Raw genomic sequence first — 16,484 nt, forward strand, 5'->3', positions numbered from 1 at the left:
CGGCGGTGATGCGGTCATGGGTTCTCCACGGCACCACGACGTCGTGATCGTCGGCGGCGGCAACGCCGGCATCTCCCTGGCGGCGAAGCTGCGGCGCATGGGCTGCCAGGACGTGGCCGTCGTCGAGCCCAAGCGGGTCCACCACTACCGGCCCCTGCTCAGCTACGTCGGGGGCGGGATGGCGACGCTGGAGGAACTGACCCGCCCCCAGGCGAAGTGCATCCCCTCCGGGTGCACCTGGTACGCCAACGAGGTGGTCGGCATCGACCCCGACCGGTCGGTCGTGCACCTCGCCACCGGGCCCGACCTGCACTACACCGACGTGGCGGTGTGCCCGGGCTCGCGGGTCGACTGGGCCGCGATCCCCGGGTCCGAGGAGGCGGTGGGCACCGCCGCGGCGGCGACCAGCTACCTGCCTGAGCAGGCGGTGAAGACCTGGACCATGCTCTCCTCCCTGACGGCGGGACGGGCCGTGTTCGTCATCTCCGACCGCCACGTGCCGTGCGCCCCGGTCGGCCTCAAGCCGCTCTTCATGGCCGCGGACCACTGGCGCCGCTCCGGCGTCCTCGGTGACATCGTCATCGAGCTGCTCGTCGAGGGCAGCCGGCTCGTCAATCACGACGACGCCGACCGCGAGCTCCGCACGGCGGCCGACAGCTTCGGCGTGCGCGTGCGGACCCGCACCACGGCCGAGGCCGTGCGCGCCTCCGCGCGCTCGCTCCGGGTGCGCAGCCCCGAGGGCACCGACGACCTGACCTACGACGCGCTCTACCTCGCCCCGCCGCACCGCGCCCCGCAGTGGGTCGCCGCGAGCGGCCTCAGCACCGCGGAGGCGGCCGGGTTCGCCGCCGTGGACCCGCACACGCTCCAGCACGTGCGGCACCCGCGGGTGTGGGGCCTGGGCGACGTCGCCACCGTGGACACGCTCCCGTCCGGTGGGGCCCTGCGCAGGCAGGTTCCGGTGGTCGCCCACAACATCGCCGCGCAGCGCGCGGGGCGTGGCCTGCGCCGCTACGACGGCTATTCCGTCGCCCCGGTCACGACCAACCGCCGCGAGCTGCTGCTGGCCGAGTTCGACCGCGACGGGCACCCTGAGCCGTCCGTGAGTACCCCCGACCTCGCACGGCCGCGACGCAGCACCTTTGTCTTCGACCGCTATCTCGAGCCCCGGATCTACTGGCACCGCCTGCTCAAGGGCAACGTGCGGTAGCGCGTCGCCGCTGCCCCGCGAGCGGAGATCACACCGAGAACGGCCGGCGAAGGGCACGGCATGACCACCCGCCACGCCAACACGTAGAGCCCGCCTCCGGGTTCATGAATCTGGATTTACTGCTGTTGTATGATCATATTTAAAAGCGATCTAAGCGGATCCATTTGTTCCTCTCCAAGGAGACTTCATGGTGGAGACTCGGCAGCAGGCTGGCGTCAGTACCGGCGCCGGCATCGCTATCGCAGGCACCTGGTTTGCCGGGGCTGCCGTCACCATCACGATCCTGCTCATCGCGTTCGTCGTCGGTGACTCGGGCCCGCACGACGGGCCGGTGGGTTCCGAGAGCCCCCTTGAAGCGAGCCCCGGTGCCGTCATCATCCTGTTCCTGATCTTTGCCGCGCCGCTGATCGCCGCCTACAGCACGACAAAGTTGATCCTCGGAAGGGGCAACTAAGTCCCTCTCTTCATGTGAGCCGCCCGAGAAGGGCTCGTCGAAGTGTGCGGGGCCGTAATTCTTTGCGTCAGATGCGAGTCGATCTCCGGGAGACTCTGCGCCTCCCGGCGCCTGCTCACCGGCGCTTCCGGTCACCGGCGGCGCCGGGCAGCGTTCTCCTGCTTGCGCCGCTCGCGTTCCAGGACCGCCGGTGATCGCACCGGCCAGACGTAGGGCAGGTCGTCGGGCACGTCGGGAAAGCGCGGCCGGTAGTACTCGGGGTCCTTGCGGATCAGGTTGGACCGGTGGCTCCGCAGCAGCGCCGGGTCGAAGAGCCATCCCGGCAGGGCGCCGTCGGCGGCCAGCTCCTCATAGCTCCTGATGGCCGGCACCCCGGCGGCGGCGAGGTCGGTGGTGATCGTCTCCGCGCACGTGTCGCCGAAGCCCCGGGCCGTCCAGGCCGCGCACATCGTCAGCCCGTAGCGGCCGAGCGCCTCCTCGCGCTCCTTCCACATGAGGACGGCCGGGTGCGACTTCCAGGCGTAGTCGGGCCACGTCAGCGCCCGGACGATCTGGATGACCTCCACGCGCTGCTTGCCCAGCCGCTTGTCGTCGAGCACCCGGGCGGTGGCGGCGAAGTCGCTGTACGGCAGGAAGGTCTGCATCAGCGCGCCTGGCAGCGGGGGCAGGAGTACGAGGTGCGCCCGCCGATCTCCGCCGTCTGGATCGGCGTGCCGCAGTCGTAGCAGGACCGCTGCTTGTAGACCCGTCGGGCCCGGTCCTCCGGGACGGCCAGGCGATCCTCGTCGTCGACGGTGATGATCCGCCCCTCTTCCACGGCCAGCGCCATCATCCGGGCCAGGGTGGACCAGAGCGCCTCGAGCTCCGCCTCGGACAGGTCACCCGCGCGCCGGGTCGGCGCGATGCGGCAGGCGTGCAGCGCCTCGGCGCGGAAGACGTTCCCCACCCCGGCGACGACGCCTTGATCGAGCAGCGCGGCGCCGATCGGGCCCCGGAACGCGACGATGCGCCGTCGCGCCTCCGCCGGGTCGGCGTCCGCGCGCAGGGGGTCGGGGCCCAGCCGGCCCACGAGGGCGTCCCGCTCGCGGGGACCAAGAAGCTCGCAGGTGCTCGGGGCGATGAGGTCCCAGGCGACGCCGTCCGCCGCCAGGCGCAGGCGGACCTGGCGCATCGGCTCCCCGGTGACCGGGGAGAACCGCAGCCACTTGCCGCGCATGCCGAGATGGACGTGCACGGTGCGCTTGCCCGAGGTGTCGACGAGCAGGTGCTTGCCCACGGCGTCCACGTCGAGAACGGTAGCCCCGTTTACGGTCTCGGCGGCGACCCGGCCCTGCGGGGACGTCGCGGTCACCCGCGTGCCGACGAGCTCGGCCATGTCCCGGGCGAGCCGGTGGATGGTGTGCCCCTCCGGCATGAGCGGCTCCTTCCCGGCGTCCGACGCCGCCTCTCGGCAGAGCCTCGACGGTAGAAGGTGCGGGCGGACACGGCACCCGCTGACGGGCGCGCCCCGCCGGTCACAGCGCGCGCGCCGCCTCGACGAAGATCCCGCGCAGCCAGCTCTTGAAGTCGTCGTCGGCCAGCCACGGGTTCCACACCATGTCCGTGCCGAGCCGCTGGATCGGGAACGGGAACTCCTCGATGCGCAGGTCGAGGTAGGCGCTCATCGCCGTGGTCACCCGGTACCGGTGCACCGCCACCCCGCCGGCGCCGGCGATGAGCTGCGGGATCAGCAGGCTGTCGGAGACGTACTGGCGCACCGTGTACTCCAGCCCCTCCGCGTCCAGGACCTCGTAGGGCCGGTACCGGTGCGGCGAGGAGTCGAACGTGACGTGCGGCAGCGTCGCCAGCAGCTCGGCGGCGCTCGCCTTGGGCGCGCGGGAGTTGGTGATGACCACCCACCGGTCGTCGTACAGGCGCTCGCGGGGGATCGGGAGCGAGAACGCCTCGGACATGAGCATCACGTCCACGCCGTCCTCGGTGAACATCGCGCTCGACGGCATCGGCGCGATGCGCATCCGCAGCACCGCGTGCGGCGCCCGCTCCGCCAGCAGCCGGGCGAACGTGCTCCCGATGACCAGGGCCGTGCTGCTCGTCATCGCCACGGTGATGACGCGGCGGTCGACGGCGGGGTCGAACGGCGCGGAGCCGACCACCCGGGCCGTCTGATGCAGCGCCCGCCGCAGCGGGACGATCAGCTCCACCCCGCGCGGGGTCAGCGACATCCCGCTGCCCTGGCGCACGATGAGGTCGTCGCCGAGCAGCCGGCGCATGCGCCGCAGCGCGTGGCTCATCGCGGGCTGCGACAGGCCCACCCGGGCGGCCGCCCGCGTCACCGACCGCTCCTCCAGCAGCGCCAGGAGCGGCACCAGGAGGTTGAGGTCGACCGAGGCCAGCCGGGCGAGCTCGGTGTCCGCCGGCGCGGCCAGGTCGCTAGCCATCGCCGCGCGTGGTGGGGGCATCGCGGAGCGGGGCCGGCACGCCGTGGCCCGGGACCGCGACGCGGAGCGGGCTCAGCGGCTCGCCGACGCCGTACTGCCCGCCGAGGAGGAGCCGCCCGTGGCCGGTCAGCGAGGCGGCGAGCTCCAGCGCGGCCACGTCGTCCCCCGCCGGGCCGTCCCCGGCCGAGGCCGGCCCGACCAGCACGAGGTCGGCGAACGGGAGGCGGGCGTCGGGGTCGCGGCCTCCGCGCTCGCGGATCAGCAGGGTGCCGTGCCCGCCGTCCAGCTCCACGCGCGGGTCGCGCAGCTCGACGTCCAGGGCGCCCCAGTGCCCGGTGAGCCGGACGGCGCCGAGAAACTGCCAGGCGCGGACGGCGTCGCCGGCCGCGGTGCCCGGCGGCTCCTCCGCGTGGGGGAACCAGAAGCCCTGCGCGGCGCGGGAGGCCGGGGCGAGGGCCTCGACCGCGCCGTCCGCGAGCCCCTCGACGTAGGCCACCAGGCTGTCCTTGACCGCCCAGGTCAGTCCGGCCGTCGTGGTCACCGCTCACCTCATCGTCTTCCGGGGCGCCCGACGCCGACACCCTTGTGCCGTCTGCGCGACCCGCGCGTGGCAGTCACTGTGCCGCCGCGCGGAGGGTGCGTCAAGTGAATCTCGCCGGGGTGACTGCATTCTGCGCGTGCATGGCCCGTCGCCGGATGCCGAACACGGGCACTGGAGGAACGGCGCGGCCTGCTGCGGGTTTCCTGAGGCGCGCGACATTCACTCCGTGCATGCCGCAATGCGTTCAATTTATTTGATTGACACCGTGTCAGCCCACACACTGCTGCGTAAAGCGAGTCGAGCGATCGGCTCGCTCAGTGTTCCGGGAGGCACCAATGAAGATCATCCTCGACCGACCGCGCTGCGAGGGCCACGGCCTGTGCGAGGAGGCGGCGCCGCACCTCATGCACCTCGACGACGACGGCGAGCTCGTCATCGACGTCGAGACCGTCGAGGGCGCCGACGCCGACGCCGCCAAGGCCGCCGCCCGGGTGTGCCCGGTCGCCGCGCTGAAGCTGGCCTGATGACCCGCCCGCTGCGCCGCGTCGTCGTCGCCGGCAACGGCATCGCCGCCCTCACCGCGAGCGACTCCCTGCGGGCCGCCGGGTTCGACGGCGAGCTGACCGTCGTCGGCGCCGAGACCCACGCCCCCTACAGCCGCCCCGCGCTGTCCAAGGCGGCGCTCCTCGACGCCGAGGAGATGACCTCCCACGAGCTGCCCGCCCCCACCCACGAGGCGACCGAGCTCCTCGGTGTGTCCGCGGCGGGACTGGACGTCGACCGCAAGGTGGTGGCGCTCGACGACGGCACCGAGGTCCCCTACGACGGCCTCGTCATCGCCACCGGCGCCCGCGCCCGGCGCCTGGGACGAGAGGGCCTGGCCGGCGAGCTGACCCTGCGCGGCCTGGACGACGCCCTGGCGCTGCGCGGCCACCTGGCGAGCCGGCCGACCGTCGCCGTCGTCGGCGGCGGCCCGCTCGGGATGGAGATCGCCTCCGGCTGCCTCGCCGTCGGCTGCGACGTCACCCTCGTCTCCTACGGCCGCCCCCTGGCCCAGCAGCTCGGCCCGTACCTGTCCGACCTCCTCGTCGCCGCCGCCGAGCGCCAGGGGCTGCGCCTCGCGCCCACCCACGCCACCGGCGTGCGCGAGGCCGGCGGCCACCCGCAGGTGGTGCTGGCCGACGACTCGGCGATCGACGCCGAGCTCGTGGTCAGCGCCGTCGGCGACGACCCCAACCTCGAGTGGCTGGGCACCAGCGGGCTGCTGACCGACGGCCGCCTCGCCGTCGACACCCGCGGGCGGGTGCGGCCCGACGTCGTCGCCGCGGGGGACGTGGCGACCATCCTGACCCGGCGCGGCGCCGGCCGCGTGCCGCTGTGGACCAGCGCCATCGAGCAGAGCAAGATCGCGGCGCTGGGCCTGCTCGCCGGGGACGACGGCCCCGAGCTCGACCTCCAGCCGTACTTCTGGACCGAGCAGTTCGGCCTGACCCTCAAGGCCAGCGGCTTCCTGCCGCTGACCGGGGCGCCGGAGATCGTCGACGGCGACCCCGCCGGCGCGGCGCTGCTGCGCTGGGCCCACGACGACGGCTCGGGCACCGCCGTCGCCCTCAACTACCGCATCCCGGTGCCCCGGCTGCGCCGCCTGAGCGCCGCCGCCCCCGCGGCCACCTCCGCCGCCTGACCCCTGCCCACCCCGGCGGCTTCGTCCGCCGGCCGATCCCGCGGCGGCCTCGCCCGCCGTCCACCCCGACGACCCACGACGACGCGGGTCCCAACCCTCCGAGGTGCCTCATGACCGTGGAAACGCTGGCTACGTCCGACCTCGACCTCTTCGCCGACGAGGTCCTGCTCGACCCCTACCCGTACTTCGCCCAGCTCCGGGAGCAGGCCGCCGTGGTCCGGCTGCCCACGAACGGCGTCTGGGCGCTGACGCGCTACGAGCACATCCGCGAGGCGCTGGCCAACTGGGAAACCTTCTCCTCCAACGCCGTCGCCTTCAACGACGACATGAACCAGGCGCTCGCCGGCACCAGCCTGGCCACCGACCCGCCGGACCACACGGCGCTGCGCGCCGCCCTCACCGAGAACCTCTCCCCGCGGGCGCTGCGCAAGCTCAAGGGCGACATCGACGCCAAGGCGGACGCCCTCGTGGCGCGGCTCGTCGAGCGCGGGTCCTTCGACGCGATCGAGGACCTCGCCCGCGCGCTGCCCCTGGAGGTGGTCTCGGACCTGATCGGCGTGCAGGGCGAGGCCCGGGCCAACATGTTCCGCTGGGCCGACGCCGCCTTCAACGTGCTCGGGCCGATGAACCAGCGGACCATCGAGAACTTCCCGATCGCCGGCGAGCTCTTCCAGTGGTCGTTGCAGGTGCAGGCCGAGGATCTGATGCCGGGCTCCATGGGGCGGGCCATCTTCGACGCCGGCGAGCGCGGTGACATCCCGCGCGAGAGCTGCGGCCACATCGTCCACCAGTACGTCGGGGCGGGGACGGACACCACGATCGCGTCGATCGGCAACGCCCTGGCGCTGCTCGGCGCGCATCCCGACCAGTACGAGCTCCTCCGCCAGGACCCGTCGCTCATCCCCTCGACCTTCAACGAGGTCCTGCGCCTCGAGGCGCCCGTCCACGCGTTCGGCCGGCGCGTCACGGAGGACGTCGAGGTCGACGGCACCCGCATCCCCGCCGGCGAGCAGGCCGCGATCCTCTTCGGCTCCGGCAACCGCGACCCGCGCCACTACGAGAACCCGGACGCCTTCGACGTCCGCCGCAACCCCATCGACCACCTCTCCTTCGGGTACGGCGTGCACGGGTGCGCGGGACAGGGTCTGGCCAAGCTCCAGGCGCACGCGGTCCTCGAGGCGCTGACCCGGCGGGTCCGCCGGTTCACCATCGGGCAGCCGGTGCGCCACCTCAGCAACATGACGCGGAGCCTCGAGCAGCTGCCCGTGCTCGAGGTCGAGCCCGTCTGACCTGGCCCCGCACACCGCTGACGCCCCCGCCCGCCGGCGGGGGCGTCAGCGCGCCCGGGTCCGGCGTCCCGGCCCGCCGCGCCGGGACGGTGGTCCTCTCGGTTCTCGCCGCCGGCCTGCCAGACTGCGGCCAAGCCCTGTTCCCCGCCGCGGGTCGCCACGTGCGCGATCCGCGGCCCCCGCCATGCCCGAAGGAGCGCCCCATGACTGATACCAGCCGCCTTGGACGCGTCGGAGTGATGCTGCCCCGCGACCTGCCCGTCGGCCAGATCCTTGACTTCGCCGTCCGGGCCGAGGAGCTCGGCTTCGACGAGCTGTGGACCGTGGAGGACCTCGGCTACCGGGGCGGCATCGCGCAGACGGCCGCCGTGCTGGGCGTGACCTCACGCATCCACGTCGGCATCGGCATCCTGCCCGCCGCCGTGCGCAACGTCGCCTTCGCCGCCATGGAGGTCGCGACCCTCGAACAGCTCCACCCCGGCCGGATCACCGTCGGGCTCGGGCACGGCATGCCGGGCTGGATGAAGCAGGTCGACGTGTGGCCCGCCAGCCCGCTGACCCTCCTGCGGGAGTACACCGAGGCGCTGCGCGCCCTGCTCCGCGGGCACACCGCCGCCGCGGGCACGTACGTGCGCACCGCCGACCTCACGCTCGAGGAGATCCCCGACGAGGTCCCGCCGCTGCTGCTCGGCGTGCGCGGGCCGCGCTCCCTCGAGCTGACCGGGGCCGTCGCCGACGGCGTCATCCTGGCCGAGCCCGCTCACCCCACCTACATCACCGCCGCCCTGCGCCACCTCGCCGCCGGCGCCCCCGCGGACGGACCTGCCCCGCAGGTGGTGACCTACGACGTCGCCGCCGTCGCCGAGACCGACCAGGCCGCCTGGGCGACGGTGCGCCCCGCGCTCGCCCCGATCGGCGAGCCGGACTGGCGCCCCCACGTGGCCGGGCTGCCCTTCGCCGACGACCTCGCCGCCCTGCGCGCCGCGTCCGGCAGCGCGCAGGAGTTCGCCGCCCGCCTCCCCGACGAGTGGGTCGCCGAGCTGTCCTTGGCCGGGACGAGCGAGCGCGTGCGCGCCGGCATCGCCGCGCGCCACCGCGCCGGCGCCACCAGCGTCGTCCTCACCCCCACCGGGCCCGACCGGGTGGCCGCGCTGGACGGCCTCGCGACGGCCCTCGAGGCGCGGGTGGGGGTCTAGGCCTCGGGCGTGGTCCGGGGCGCGACCGCCGAGCCCCGGACCACCAGCTGGAGCGGCAGCACCTGCCGGGTGGTCTCCCCGGGGCTGTCGATGACCCGGCCCAGCGCCTCCAGCGCCGCGTGGGCCAGCGCCCGCACGGGCTGGGCCAGGGTGGTCAGCCGCGGCCGGAGCCACTGGCCGAGCTGGATCCCGTCGCAGCCGACCACGGACAGGTCCTCCGGGATGCGCAGCCCCTGGAGCTCGGCCCCGCTGAGCAGGCCGACCGCGACGATGTCGCTGCCGACGAACACCGCCGTGGGGGCCTCGACCCGGGTGAGGTAGGGGACGACGCTCGCGCCGTACTCCTCGGTGTAGGGCCCGCGGAGCACCAGGGTCTCGTCCGCCGCCAGCCCGTGCGCGGCCAGCGCGTCGCGGTACCCGCGCAGCCGGTCCTCGGAGGTGAGCAGCCCGGGCGGGCCGCCGACGTGGGCGATGCGGCGGTGCCCGAGCGTGGCCAGGTAGCTCGTGGCCTGGTAGGCGCCGCCGTAGTTGTCCACGGTGACCGTGGACACCGCCGTGCTCGGGGACAGGTCGACCTCCTCGTCGATGACGACGACGGGCAGCCCGCCCGCGATGGCGCGCTCGAGCTCGGGGTTGGTGCGGTGCATGCCGGCGAAGATGAGCCCGGCGATGCTGTCCGTGCTCGACAGCTGCGCGCTGAGGGCGTTCTCGCGCGCGTGCTGCCGCCCCGAGGCGGCGATGAGGAGCGAGTAGCCCGCCTCGGCCGCCAGCGTGGAGCACTCCTCGGCCAGGGACGCGTAGAAGGGGTTGGTCAGCTCGGCCACCACCATGGCGATGAACCCGTCGCGTCGGGCGCCCCGGTCCACGCGGTAGCCGGTGGTTCGCACGGCGTTGTCAATCCGTTGCGCCGTCTTGTCCTGAACCTTCAGCTGGCCCCGGAGATACCGGGACACCGTCGAGACGGACACTCCCGCTTCTCGCGCCACCTGCGTCAGCGTCATCGCCACTCCCATCGGTGCGCCGCACCCTTACCGCGCGGTGAATCTGCCCAGACCCTCCGGTTTTGACGTCGGGCGAGCACGTCTCATAGTGTCGCACACAACACGTTGCGCAAAAGATGCGCACCAACGCAACGGTGCAAGGAGTGGTAATGAAGGCTCTTCTCGCGGGCGAGTCCTGGGTCAACGCGGCCACCGACTACAAGGGCTACGACGCCTTCCCGCACGCCCAGGTCGAGATCGGGTGCGCCGTCCTGCTCGAGGCGCTGCGCGGCGCCGGGCACGAGGTGACCCACCTGCAGTCCCACGACGTCGCCGAGCACTTCCCCTCGACGCTCGAGGAGCTCGGCGCGTACGACGTCGTCCTGCTCTCCGACATCGGGTCCAACTCCCTGCTGCTGCCCCCGGTGGTCTTCGCCCAGGGGCGCCCGGCGCCCAACCGGCTCAAGCTCCTCGCCGAGTGGGTGCGCGGCGGCGGCGCGCTGGCGATGGCCGGCGGCTACCTCAGCTTCCAGGGCTTCCAGGGCCGGGCGAACTACCACCGCACCGCGGTCGAGGACGTCCTGCCCGTGCGGATCTCCCCTTACGACGACCGCGTCGAGACCCCCGAGGGCATCGGCGGCCGGCTGGCCGGCGTCGCCCACCCGATCACCGACGGGCTCGACGCGGAGTGGCCGATCCTGCTCGGCTACCAGCGGCTCGAGGCCCGCGAGGACGCCACCGTGCTCGCCACGATCGAGGACTCCCCGCTGCTCGCGGTGCGCCAGGTCGGGGAGGGGCGCACCCTCGCCTTCGCCTCGGACATCTCCCCGCACTGGGCCCCGCGGGAGTTCATGGACTGGGAGGGCTACGCGGTCCTGTTCGACCGGGCGGTCCGCTGGCTCGCCGGAGACCTGCCCGCCGCGGACGAAAGCGCTGCCTGACATGAGCGGGCAGGCCCTCGACGTCGTCGTCGTCGGCAGCATCAACGTCGACCTGCGGCTCGACGTCGCGGCGATCCCCCGCAGCGGCGAGACGATCCTCGCCCGCGGCATGCAACGGGCGGCCGGCGGCAAGGGCGCCAACCAGGCGGCCGCCGCCGCCCGGCTGGGACGGCGGGTGGCCATGGTCGGCGCCGTCGGCGACGACGACGCCGCGGCCCTCGTGCTGCGCCGCCTCGCGGCCGAGGGCGTGGACACCGCCACCGTCGCGCGCGAGCCGGGCAGCACCGGCACCGCCATCGTCCTGTGGGAGCGGCCGGAGTCGACGATCGTCGTCCACGCCGGGGCCAACGCCGCGGTGACGGCGGAGATGGTCCGGGAGCGGGCGGAGACGCTCCGCCGGGCCCGGGCGGTGCTCTGCCAGCTCGAGACGCCGGTCGAGGCGCTGGGCGCCGTCGTCGCCACCGCCCCGGGGCTCACGATCCTCAACCCCGCCCCGGCCCAGGGCCCGCTGCCCCACGACCTGCTCGCCCGCTTCGACCTCATCGTCCCCAACCGCTTCGAGCTGGGGAACCTCGCCGGCGCGCCGGACGAGCCGCGCACCCTCGCCGAGGTCGAGGCGGCCGCCCGGTCGATCGGCTCCGGCGCCGACTGGGTCGTCACCCTCGGCGACGACGGCTCGCTCGTCGTCCCCGGCGACGGCGGCGACGCCGTGCACGTCCCGGCCCTGCCGGTCGACGCGGTCGACACCACCGGCGCCGGAGACAGCTTCTGCGCCGGTCTCGTCGACGCCCTCCTCGACGGCGCTCCGCTCCTGGAGGCGGCCCGCTGGGCCACCCGGGTCGCCGCCGTCACCACCACCCGTCACGGGGCGATGGACTCCCTGCCCCGCCGTGACGAAATTCCGGAAGCCGCAGGCGCCACCAGGTAGCGCTTCCGGCAGCACCACTAGGGAAAAGGTAGAAAGCAATGACGCATACCCGTACGCCGTCGTCCCACGTTCCCGACGGCGGGAACGTCGCCGCCGCGGTCGCCGACGCCCCGGCCCCGCGGAGCACGCCGACGCGGAAGACCACCGCCACGGCCCTGCTCGTCCTGGCCACGGTCCTGGCGGGCACCCTCGGGCCGATGCAGTCCGCCGTGAACGGGCGGTTGGGTACCTGGCTCAGCGACGGCCACGCCGCCGCGCTCATCTCCTTCGGCACCGGCCTGGTGCTGATGTTCGTGATCGTCTTCTCCCGCAGGTCGACCCGGGAGCAGGCCCTCGCCATCCCGCGGATCATCAAGGAGCGGCGCATCCCGTGGCCGAACTTCCTCGCCGGGCTGTGCGGCGCCGTCATCGTCCTGTCCGAGGGCGTCTCGGTCGGCGGGCTGGGCGTGGCCACGTTCCAGATCTCGCTGATCTCCGGCATGGTCATCTCCGGCGTCGTGTGCGACCGGCTGGGCGTCGGCGTGGCGGTCAAGCAGCCGCTGTCCGCCCCCCGCATCCTCGGCGCGCTCCTCGCCGTGACCTCGACGGTCCTGGTCATCTCCCCGAACTTCCAGGCCCCGCACGTCATCGCGCTGGCCATCCTGCCCTTCGTCGGCGGCCTGCTCGCCGGCTGGCAGCCGGCCGGTAACTCCAACGTCGCCAAGGCCACCGGCTCGATGTTCGTCGCCATCGGTTGGAACTTCCTCGTCGGCTTCACCGCGCTGCTCGTCGCCTACCTCATCCGCGCCGTGACCTCGGGCGTCGACTTCGCCCTGCCGGAGACCTGGTGGATGTACCTCGGCGGCCCCCTCGGCCTGATGTCCATCGCGCTGATGGCCCTGCTGGTCCGCGGTCTCGGGCTGCTGCTGCTCGGCCTGGCCTCCACGGCCGGCCAGCTCGTCGGCTCGGTCCTCATCGACACCCTGATCCCGGCGCCCGGCCACGTCGTCCACGCCGTGACCCTGCTCGGCACGCTCGTCGCCCTGGTGGCCGCCGGGATCGCGATGATCCCGTCCCGGCGCGCCGAGGCGGCCGTGGGGGCGAAGTGATCGCATGAGCACCGGATACGTCCAGACGGTCACCGGCCCGGTGGCCCGCGAGGACCTCGGCATCGTGCTCCCGCACGAGCACCTGTTCAACGACCTCTCCGGGGTGGTGGACGAGCCGTCCTACGACTTCTCCGCCGTCCTCGTCGGCCGGCCGGTCAGCGCCGCCCACCAGTGGGCGCTGCGGCAGGACCCCTACTGCTGCGCCGACAACATGGCGGACAAGCCGGTCGACGCCGTCGTGACGGAGATCGAGGCGTTCGCCCGGGTGGGCGGCCGCACGGTGGTCGACGCCACCGGCACACCGGCCATCGGGCGCAACCCCGAGCGGCTGCGCGCGGTCGCCGAGCGCACCGGGCTCAACGTCGTGATGTCGACCGGCGCCTACCTCGAGAAGTTCGAAGGGGCGGCCATCACCGCCCGCAGCGTCGACGAGCAGGCCCAGGCCATCTCCGACGAGCTCACCCACGGCGTCGGGGAGACCGGCATCCGGCCGGGGATGATCGGAGAGATCGGCATCTCCCCGTCCTTCACCGACGGTGAGAGGGCCTCGCTGCGCGCGGCGGCGACGGCGCAACTGAACCACCCCTCGGTCGCGCTGAACATCCACCTGCCCGGCTGGGAGCGCCACGCCCACGAGATCCTCGACATCGTCCTGGACGAGGTGGGGGTCGACCCGGCCAAGGTCTCCCTGGCGCACTCCGACCCGTCGGGGGACGACCCGGACTACCAGCGCGCCCTGCTCGACCGGGGGGTGTGGCTCGAGTTCGACATGATCGGCCTGGACATCACCTTCCCCAAGGAGGGCGTCTCCCCGACGGCGCCCCAGACCGCCGACGCCGTCGCGGGACTCACCGAGGCCGGCTACGCCGGGCAGCTGCTGCTCAGCCACGACCTGTTCCTCAAGCAGATGTGGACGCAGCACGGCGGCAACGGGTTCGCGTTCGTGCCGACGGTGTTCCTCGCGATGCTGCGCCAGCGTGGCGTCCCCGAGGAGACCCTGGACCGTCTGGTCCGGGACAACCCCGCGGCGCTGCTGACCTGACCGCGCCTGCGCGGCACCGGCCCCGCCCGCCGACCGGCGGGTGGGGCCGGTGCCGTCATGGCGGCGATGGGCGCCGCCCCGTCGCGGGCTCAGGGCCCCGGGGCCGCCCTACGCCGCGAGGGCGGGACCGGCGGTCGGCAGCCGCCCCGCGCGACGGCCTCGCCGAAGGCGGCGAAGTCCCGCGCGGTGAGGTCGGCGTAGGCCGTGGCGAAGTCGGCCACCGCGTGAACGAACTCCTCGTCGTCGCCCAGGTACCCGGCGATGCCGATGCGGTCGCCGGAGCGGGCGTGCGCCCGGGCCAGCGTCCATCCGCACAGCCGCCCGTAGAGCCGCAGCCCCTCGGGCACCATCTTCTCGACGTCCACCGACCCCTTCCAGTCGTTGAGCTGGCGCACGTAGAAGTCACGGGTCTGGCCGTCGAGCCCGACCGCCCGGTCGTAGCCGAGAAAGACGTCGCCGGCGGCCTGCATGATGCGTTGGCCGCTGACGACCCGCCGTCCCTCGTGGCGTTCGGTCATGGGATCGAGGTGGGCCGCGAGCACGGACTGCTGGGCCTCCTTGACCTGGAGGAAGAGCGGGTCGTTGCCGTCGCGGCCCTGCAGGAGCACGATCCAGCAGCGGGTGCCCACGCTGCCGACGCCGACGACCTTCCGGGCCATGTCCACGAAGGTGTACGAGTTCACCAGGTCGCGGGTGCCCGGTTGCAGCGACTGGGCGTAGTGCCGGACCAGGCTCTCGATCGTCGCGGCGATCTCGTCGGCCTGCACCTCGGGTGCGAGGCTCGAGAGCCGGACGACCAGCGGCGGGGCGTCGACGATCCGCCGCCCGCCGTCGGCTGCCTCGGTGAGCTTGGCCAGCATGTGCCGGTGGTCGCGTCGGCGCGCCCGGGCCATGGCCTTGTCCACCCGCCGGCCGCCGCGCTTGCCGAGCTTGTCGGCGACGTCCTGGCGCAGCTGGGCGACGTCCACGCGGGCGTACCAGACCTCGAGGTTGCCCATGGCGGCGAACCAGGCCATCGCGTCGCGGTAGCTGCGCACCGTCGCCTCCACGGCCCGGCGGACCTGCTTGTCCGAGAAGCTGCGCTCCCGCCCGGCGACGACGACGCTGGCCGCCAGCCGCTTGACGTCCCACTCCCACGGGCCGGGGAAGGTCTCGTCGAAGTCGTTGATGTCGAAGAGCAGCCGACGCTCGGGTGAGGCGAACATGCCGAAGTTGACCAGGTGCGCGTCGCCGCACAGCTGGGCGGTGAACCCGGAGGCCGGCGTGCGCACGAGGTCGGCGGCCATGATCGCGGCGCCGCCGCGGTAGAACGCGAACGCGGAGGCGGACATGCGGGCGTGCCGGATGGGCACGAGGTCCGGCAGGCGGGAGGGCATCTGGTCGGCCAGCACTCCCACGGGGTCTCTTTCCTCCGTGGGTAGCTCCGCGTGCGAGGCCGGCGGGACCCGGGTGCGGGCCTGCGCGCCCGCGCGGAGGCGATCCTCGGGGGTGGCGCGTCGCTGCGCGGTCGCCGGAGCGTCCATGCCTCCATGGTGCGCGCCGCCCCCGCTGCCCCCATCCCCCGGGAGGGGTGAGCGGTCGCAGCCCATGACCCCTTATCGAGCCCGTGGAGTTCTTCCGGACCCTCGAGCCGGCGCCGCGGCGCCACCGGTTAGCCTGACCGAGCGAGGGCGCGCCCGGCGCCCGGCGGAGGTGAAGGGGGCACGGTGGCGGGAGGCGCGCGCACGCCCGGGCAGAGCGTGACCTCCAAGGTCCTCGCCATCCTCGCCGCTTTCGAGACCGGCCCGCACGCCCTGTCCCTCACCGACATCGCCGCCCGCAGCGACCTGCCGCTGAGCACGGTCCACCGGCTGGTGGGGGAGCTGGAGGAGTGGGGCGCCCTCAACCGCGACCCGGGCGGCGACTACCGGGTGGGCATGCGGCTGTGGGAGCTGGGCCAGCACGCCGGCCGGCAGATGCGCGAGCGGGCGCGGCCGATCCTTCAGGACCTCTTCGGGGTGACCCAGGAGACCACGCACCTGGCGATCCGCTCCGGCCCCGACGTCCTCTACGTCGACCGGATCTACAGCTCCAAGCGGGTGCCGCGGGCCGCCCGGGTCGGCGGCCGGCTGCCGCTGCACGTCTCCGCCGTCGGCAAGGTGCTGCTCGCCTACGAGGAGCCCTGGTTCCGCGACACCTACCTGCTGCGCGACCTCGAGTCCTTCACCCCGGCCACCCGCGTGGACCCCGCGCGGCTGCGCGCCGAGCTCGAGCAGATCGCCCGGCAGGGCTACGCGGTCACCGAGCAGGAGGCGCGGGCGGGGTCCTGCTCGATCGCGGTACCGGTGTTCCACCGCGAGGGCCGGGTGGGCGCCGGGCTCGGCCTCGTCGTCGCCGCCGCGCAGGCGCCGTCGATGACCCGCTACCTGCCCGCCCTGCGCGGCGCGGCCGCGGAGATCGAGCGGGTCACCTCCCCGTTCCCGCTCTCGACCATCCTGTCCACGTTCCGCCCGGGCGCCGGTTCAGCGGGCAGGCGGTCGGCCGACGCCCAGCCCGGGCGGTCCGCCGACACCGGGCCCGCCGACGCCGGGCCGCCCGACACCCGGCCCGCCGAGACCGGGGCAAACCCCCACCCGGCTTCCACTGAGTAGAAGAACCGCCTTGGCCCCGCGCGAGCCGGGCGGCTTGTATGGACCCCACGTTCGAGATCAGCG

17 protein-coding genes are annotated in these 16,484 nt (G+C 73.8%); 11 read left to right on the top strand and 6 right to left on the bottom strand.

From position 1 onward, the window contains the following. Window positions 1–16: 16 nt before the first annotated feature. Both GD970_RS07545 and GD970_RS07550 read left to right on the top strand, forming a co-directional pair. Window positions 17–1,210 (top strand): NAD(P)/FAD-dependent oxidoreductase, encoded by a 1,194-nt coding sequence (locus GD970_RS07545; RefSeq protein ID WP_152202278.1) that lies wholly within the window; start codon window positions 17–19, stop codon window positions 1,208–1,210. A gap of 187 nt (window positions 1,211–1,397) precedes the next feature. Continuing rightward, the gene (locus tag GD970_RS07550; protein ID WP_152202279.1) at window positions 1,398–1,664 is read left to right on the top strand and encodes a hypothetical protein; all 267 of its coding nucleotides are present in this window, start codon (window positions 1,398–1,400) and stop codon (window positions 1,662–1,664) included. A 131-nt stretch (window positions 1,665–1,795) separates the two neighbouring features. On the opposite strand, the gene GD970_RS07555 is transcribed toward GD970_RS07550, so the two are convergent. The 4 genes from GD970_RS07555 to GD970_RS07570 all read right to left on the bottom strand — a co-directional run bounded on the left by GD970_RS07555 (window position 1,796) and on the right by GD970_RS07570 (window position 4,643). Continuing rightward, the gene (locus GD970_RS07555) at window positions 1,796–2,308 is read right to left on the bottom strand and encodes an MSMEG_6728 family protein (RefSeq protein WP_152202280.1); all 513 of its coding nucleotides are present in this window, start codon (window positions 2,306–2,308) and stop codon (window positions 1,796–1,798) included. Further along, window positions 2,308–3,078 (bottom strand): Fpg/Nei family DNA glycosylase, encoded by a 771-nt coding sequence (locus GD970_RS07560; RefSeq protein ID WP_152202281.1) that lies wholly within the window; start codon window positions 3,076–3,078, stop codon window positions 2,308–2,310. Before GD970_RS07560 ends, GD970_RS07555 begins: the two co-directional genes overlap by 1 nt. 100 nt (window positions 3,079–3,178) lie before the next feature. Next, window positions 3,179–4,102, bottom strand: coding sequence for a LysR family transcriptional regulator (locus GD970_RS07565; protein WP_152202282.1), 924 nt, complete (start codon window positions 4,100–4,102; stop codon window positions 3,179–3,181). After that, entirely contained in the window at window positions 4,095–4,643 is a 549-nt protein-coding gene (locus GD970_RS07570) for an HtaA domain-containing protein (RefSeq protein WP_152202283.1), read from the bottom strand. Before GD970_RS07570 ends, GD970_RS07565 begins: the two co-directional genes overlap by 8 nt. 335 nt (window positions 4,644–4,978) lie before the next feature. On the opposite strand from GD970_RS07570, the gene GD970_RS07575 reads away from it, so the two are divergent. The 4 genes from GD970_RS07575 to GD970_RS07590 all read left to right on the top strand — a co-directional run bounded on the left by GD970_RS07575 (window position 4,979) and on the right by GD970_RS07590 (window position 8,812). After that, complete coding sequence (locus GD970_RS07575) at window positions 4,979–5,167, top strand: ferredoxin (protein WP_152202284.1); 189 nt, start codon at window positions 4,979–4,981, stop codon at window positions 5,165–5,167. Beyond that, window positions 5,167–6,327: an NAD(P)/FAD-dependent oxidoreductase gene (locus tag GD970_RS07580; RefSeq protein WP_152202285.1), complete on the top strand. Its 1,161-nt coding sequence runs from the start codon at window positions 5,167–5,169 to the stop codon at window positions 6,325–6,327. The genes GD970_RS07575 and GD970_RS07580 overlap by 1 nt, the downstream gene beginning before the upstream one ends. Before the next feature lie 110 nt (window positions 6,328–6,437). Then, window positions 6,438–7,616 carry a cytochrome P450 gene (locus GD970_RS07585; RefSeq protein ID WP_152202286.1) on the top strand — a complete coding sequence of 393 codons (1,179 nt, stop codon included), beginning with the start codon at window positions 6,438–6,440 and terminating at the stop codon, window positions 7,614–7,616. A 203-nt stretch (window positions 7,617–7,819) separates the two neighbouring features. Next, window positions 7,820–8,812, top strand: coding sequence for an LLM class flavin-dependent oxidoreductase (locus tag GD970_RS07590; RefSeq protein ID WP_152202287.1), 993 nt, complete (start codon window positions 7,820–7,822; stop codon window positions 8,810–8,812). Here GD970_RS07590 and GD970_RS07595 read toward each other — a convergent pair. Beyond that, complete coding sequence (locus GD970_RS07595; RefSeq protein WP_152202288.1) at window positions 8,809–9,813, bottom strand: LacI family DNA-binding transcriptional regulator; 1,005 nt, start codon at window positions 9,811–9,813, stop codon at window positions 8,809–8,811. The two genes, GD970_RS07590 and GD970_RS07595, sit on opposite strands and share 4 nt — an antisense overlap. Window positions 9,814–9,962: 149 nt before the next feature. Here GD970_RS07595 and GD970_RS07600 point away from each other — a divergent pair, with 149 nt between their 5' ends. The 4 genes from GD970_RS07600 to GD970_RS07615 are packed head-to-tail and all read left to right on the top strand — an operon-like array spanning window position 9,963 to window position 13,791. Then, a complete protein-coding gene (locus GD970_RS07600; RefSeq protein WP_226925221.1) occupies window positions 9,963–10,733 on the top strand; it encodes a glutamine amidotransferase in 771 nt (256 codons plus the stop codon). Between the two features lies 1 nt (window position 10,734). After that, window positions 10,735–11,661, top strand: coding sequence for a ribokinase (locus GD970_RS07605; RefSeq protein ID WP_152202290.1), 927 nt, complete (start codon window positions 10,735–10,737; stop codon window positions 11,659–11,661). A 38-nt stretch (window positions 11,662–11,699) separates the two neighbouring features. After that, a complete protein-coding gene (locus tag GD970_RS07610; protein WP_152202291.1) occupies window positions 11,700–12,749 on the top strand; it encodes a DMT family transporter in 1,050 nt (349 codons plus the stop codon). Window positions 12,750–12,753: 4 nt separating this feature from the next. Beyond that, entirely contained in the window at window positions 12,754–13,791 is a 1,038-nt protein-coding gene (locus tag GD970_RS07615; protein ID WP_152202292.1) for a phosphotriesterase family protein, read from the top strand. A gap of 89 nt (window positions 13,792–13,880) precedes the next feature. Here the strand turns inward: GD970_RS07615 and GD970_RS07620 are convergent, their stop codons facing one another. Next, window positions 13,881–15,188, bottom strand: a complete 1,308-nt coding sequence (locus tag GD970_RS07620) for a DUF2252 domain-containing protein (protein WP_226925222.1) — start codon at window positions 15,186–15,188, stop codon at window positions 13,881–13,883. Between the two features lie 309 nt (window positions 15,189–15,497). On the opposite strand from GD970_RS07620, the gene GD970_RS07625 reads away from it, so the two are divergent. Further along, on the top strand, window positions 15,498–16,421 hold the full coding sequence (locus tag GD970_RS07625; protein ID WP_152202294.1) for an IclR family transcriptional regulator: 924 nt from the start codon (window positions 15,498–15,500) through the stop codon (window positions 16,419–16,421). Window positions 16,422–16,484: the final 63 nt, after the last annotated feature.

Origin of the sequence: Georgenia thermotolerans (genome assembly GCF_009193185.1) — a bacterium.
Classification (GTDB): domain Bacteria; phylum Actinomycetota; class Actinomycetes; order Actinomycetales; family Actinomycetaceae; genus Georgenia; species Georgenia thermotolerans.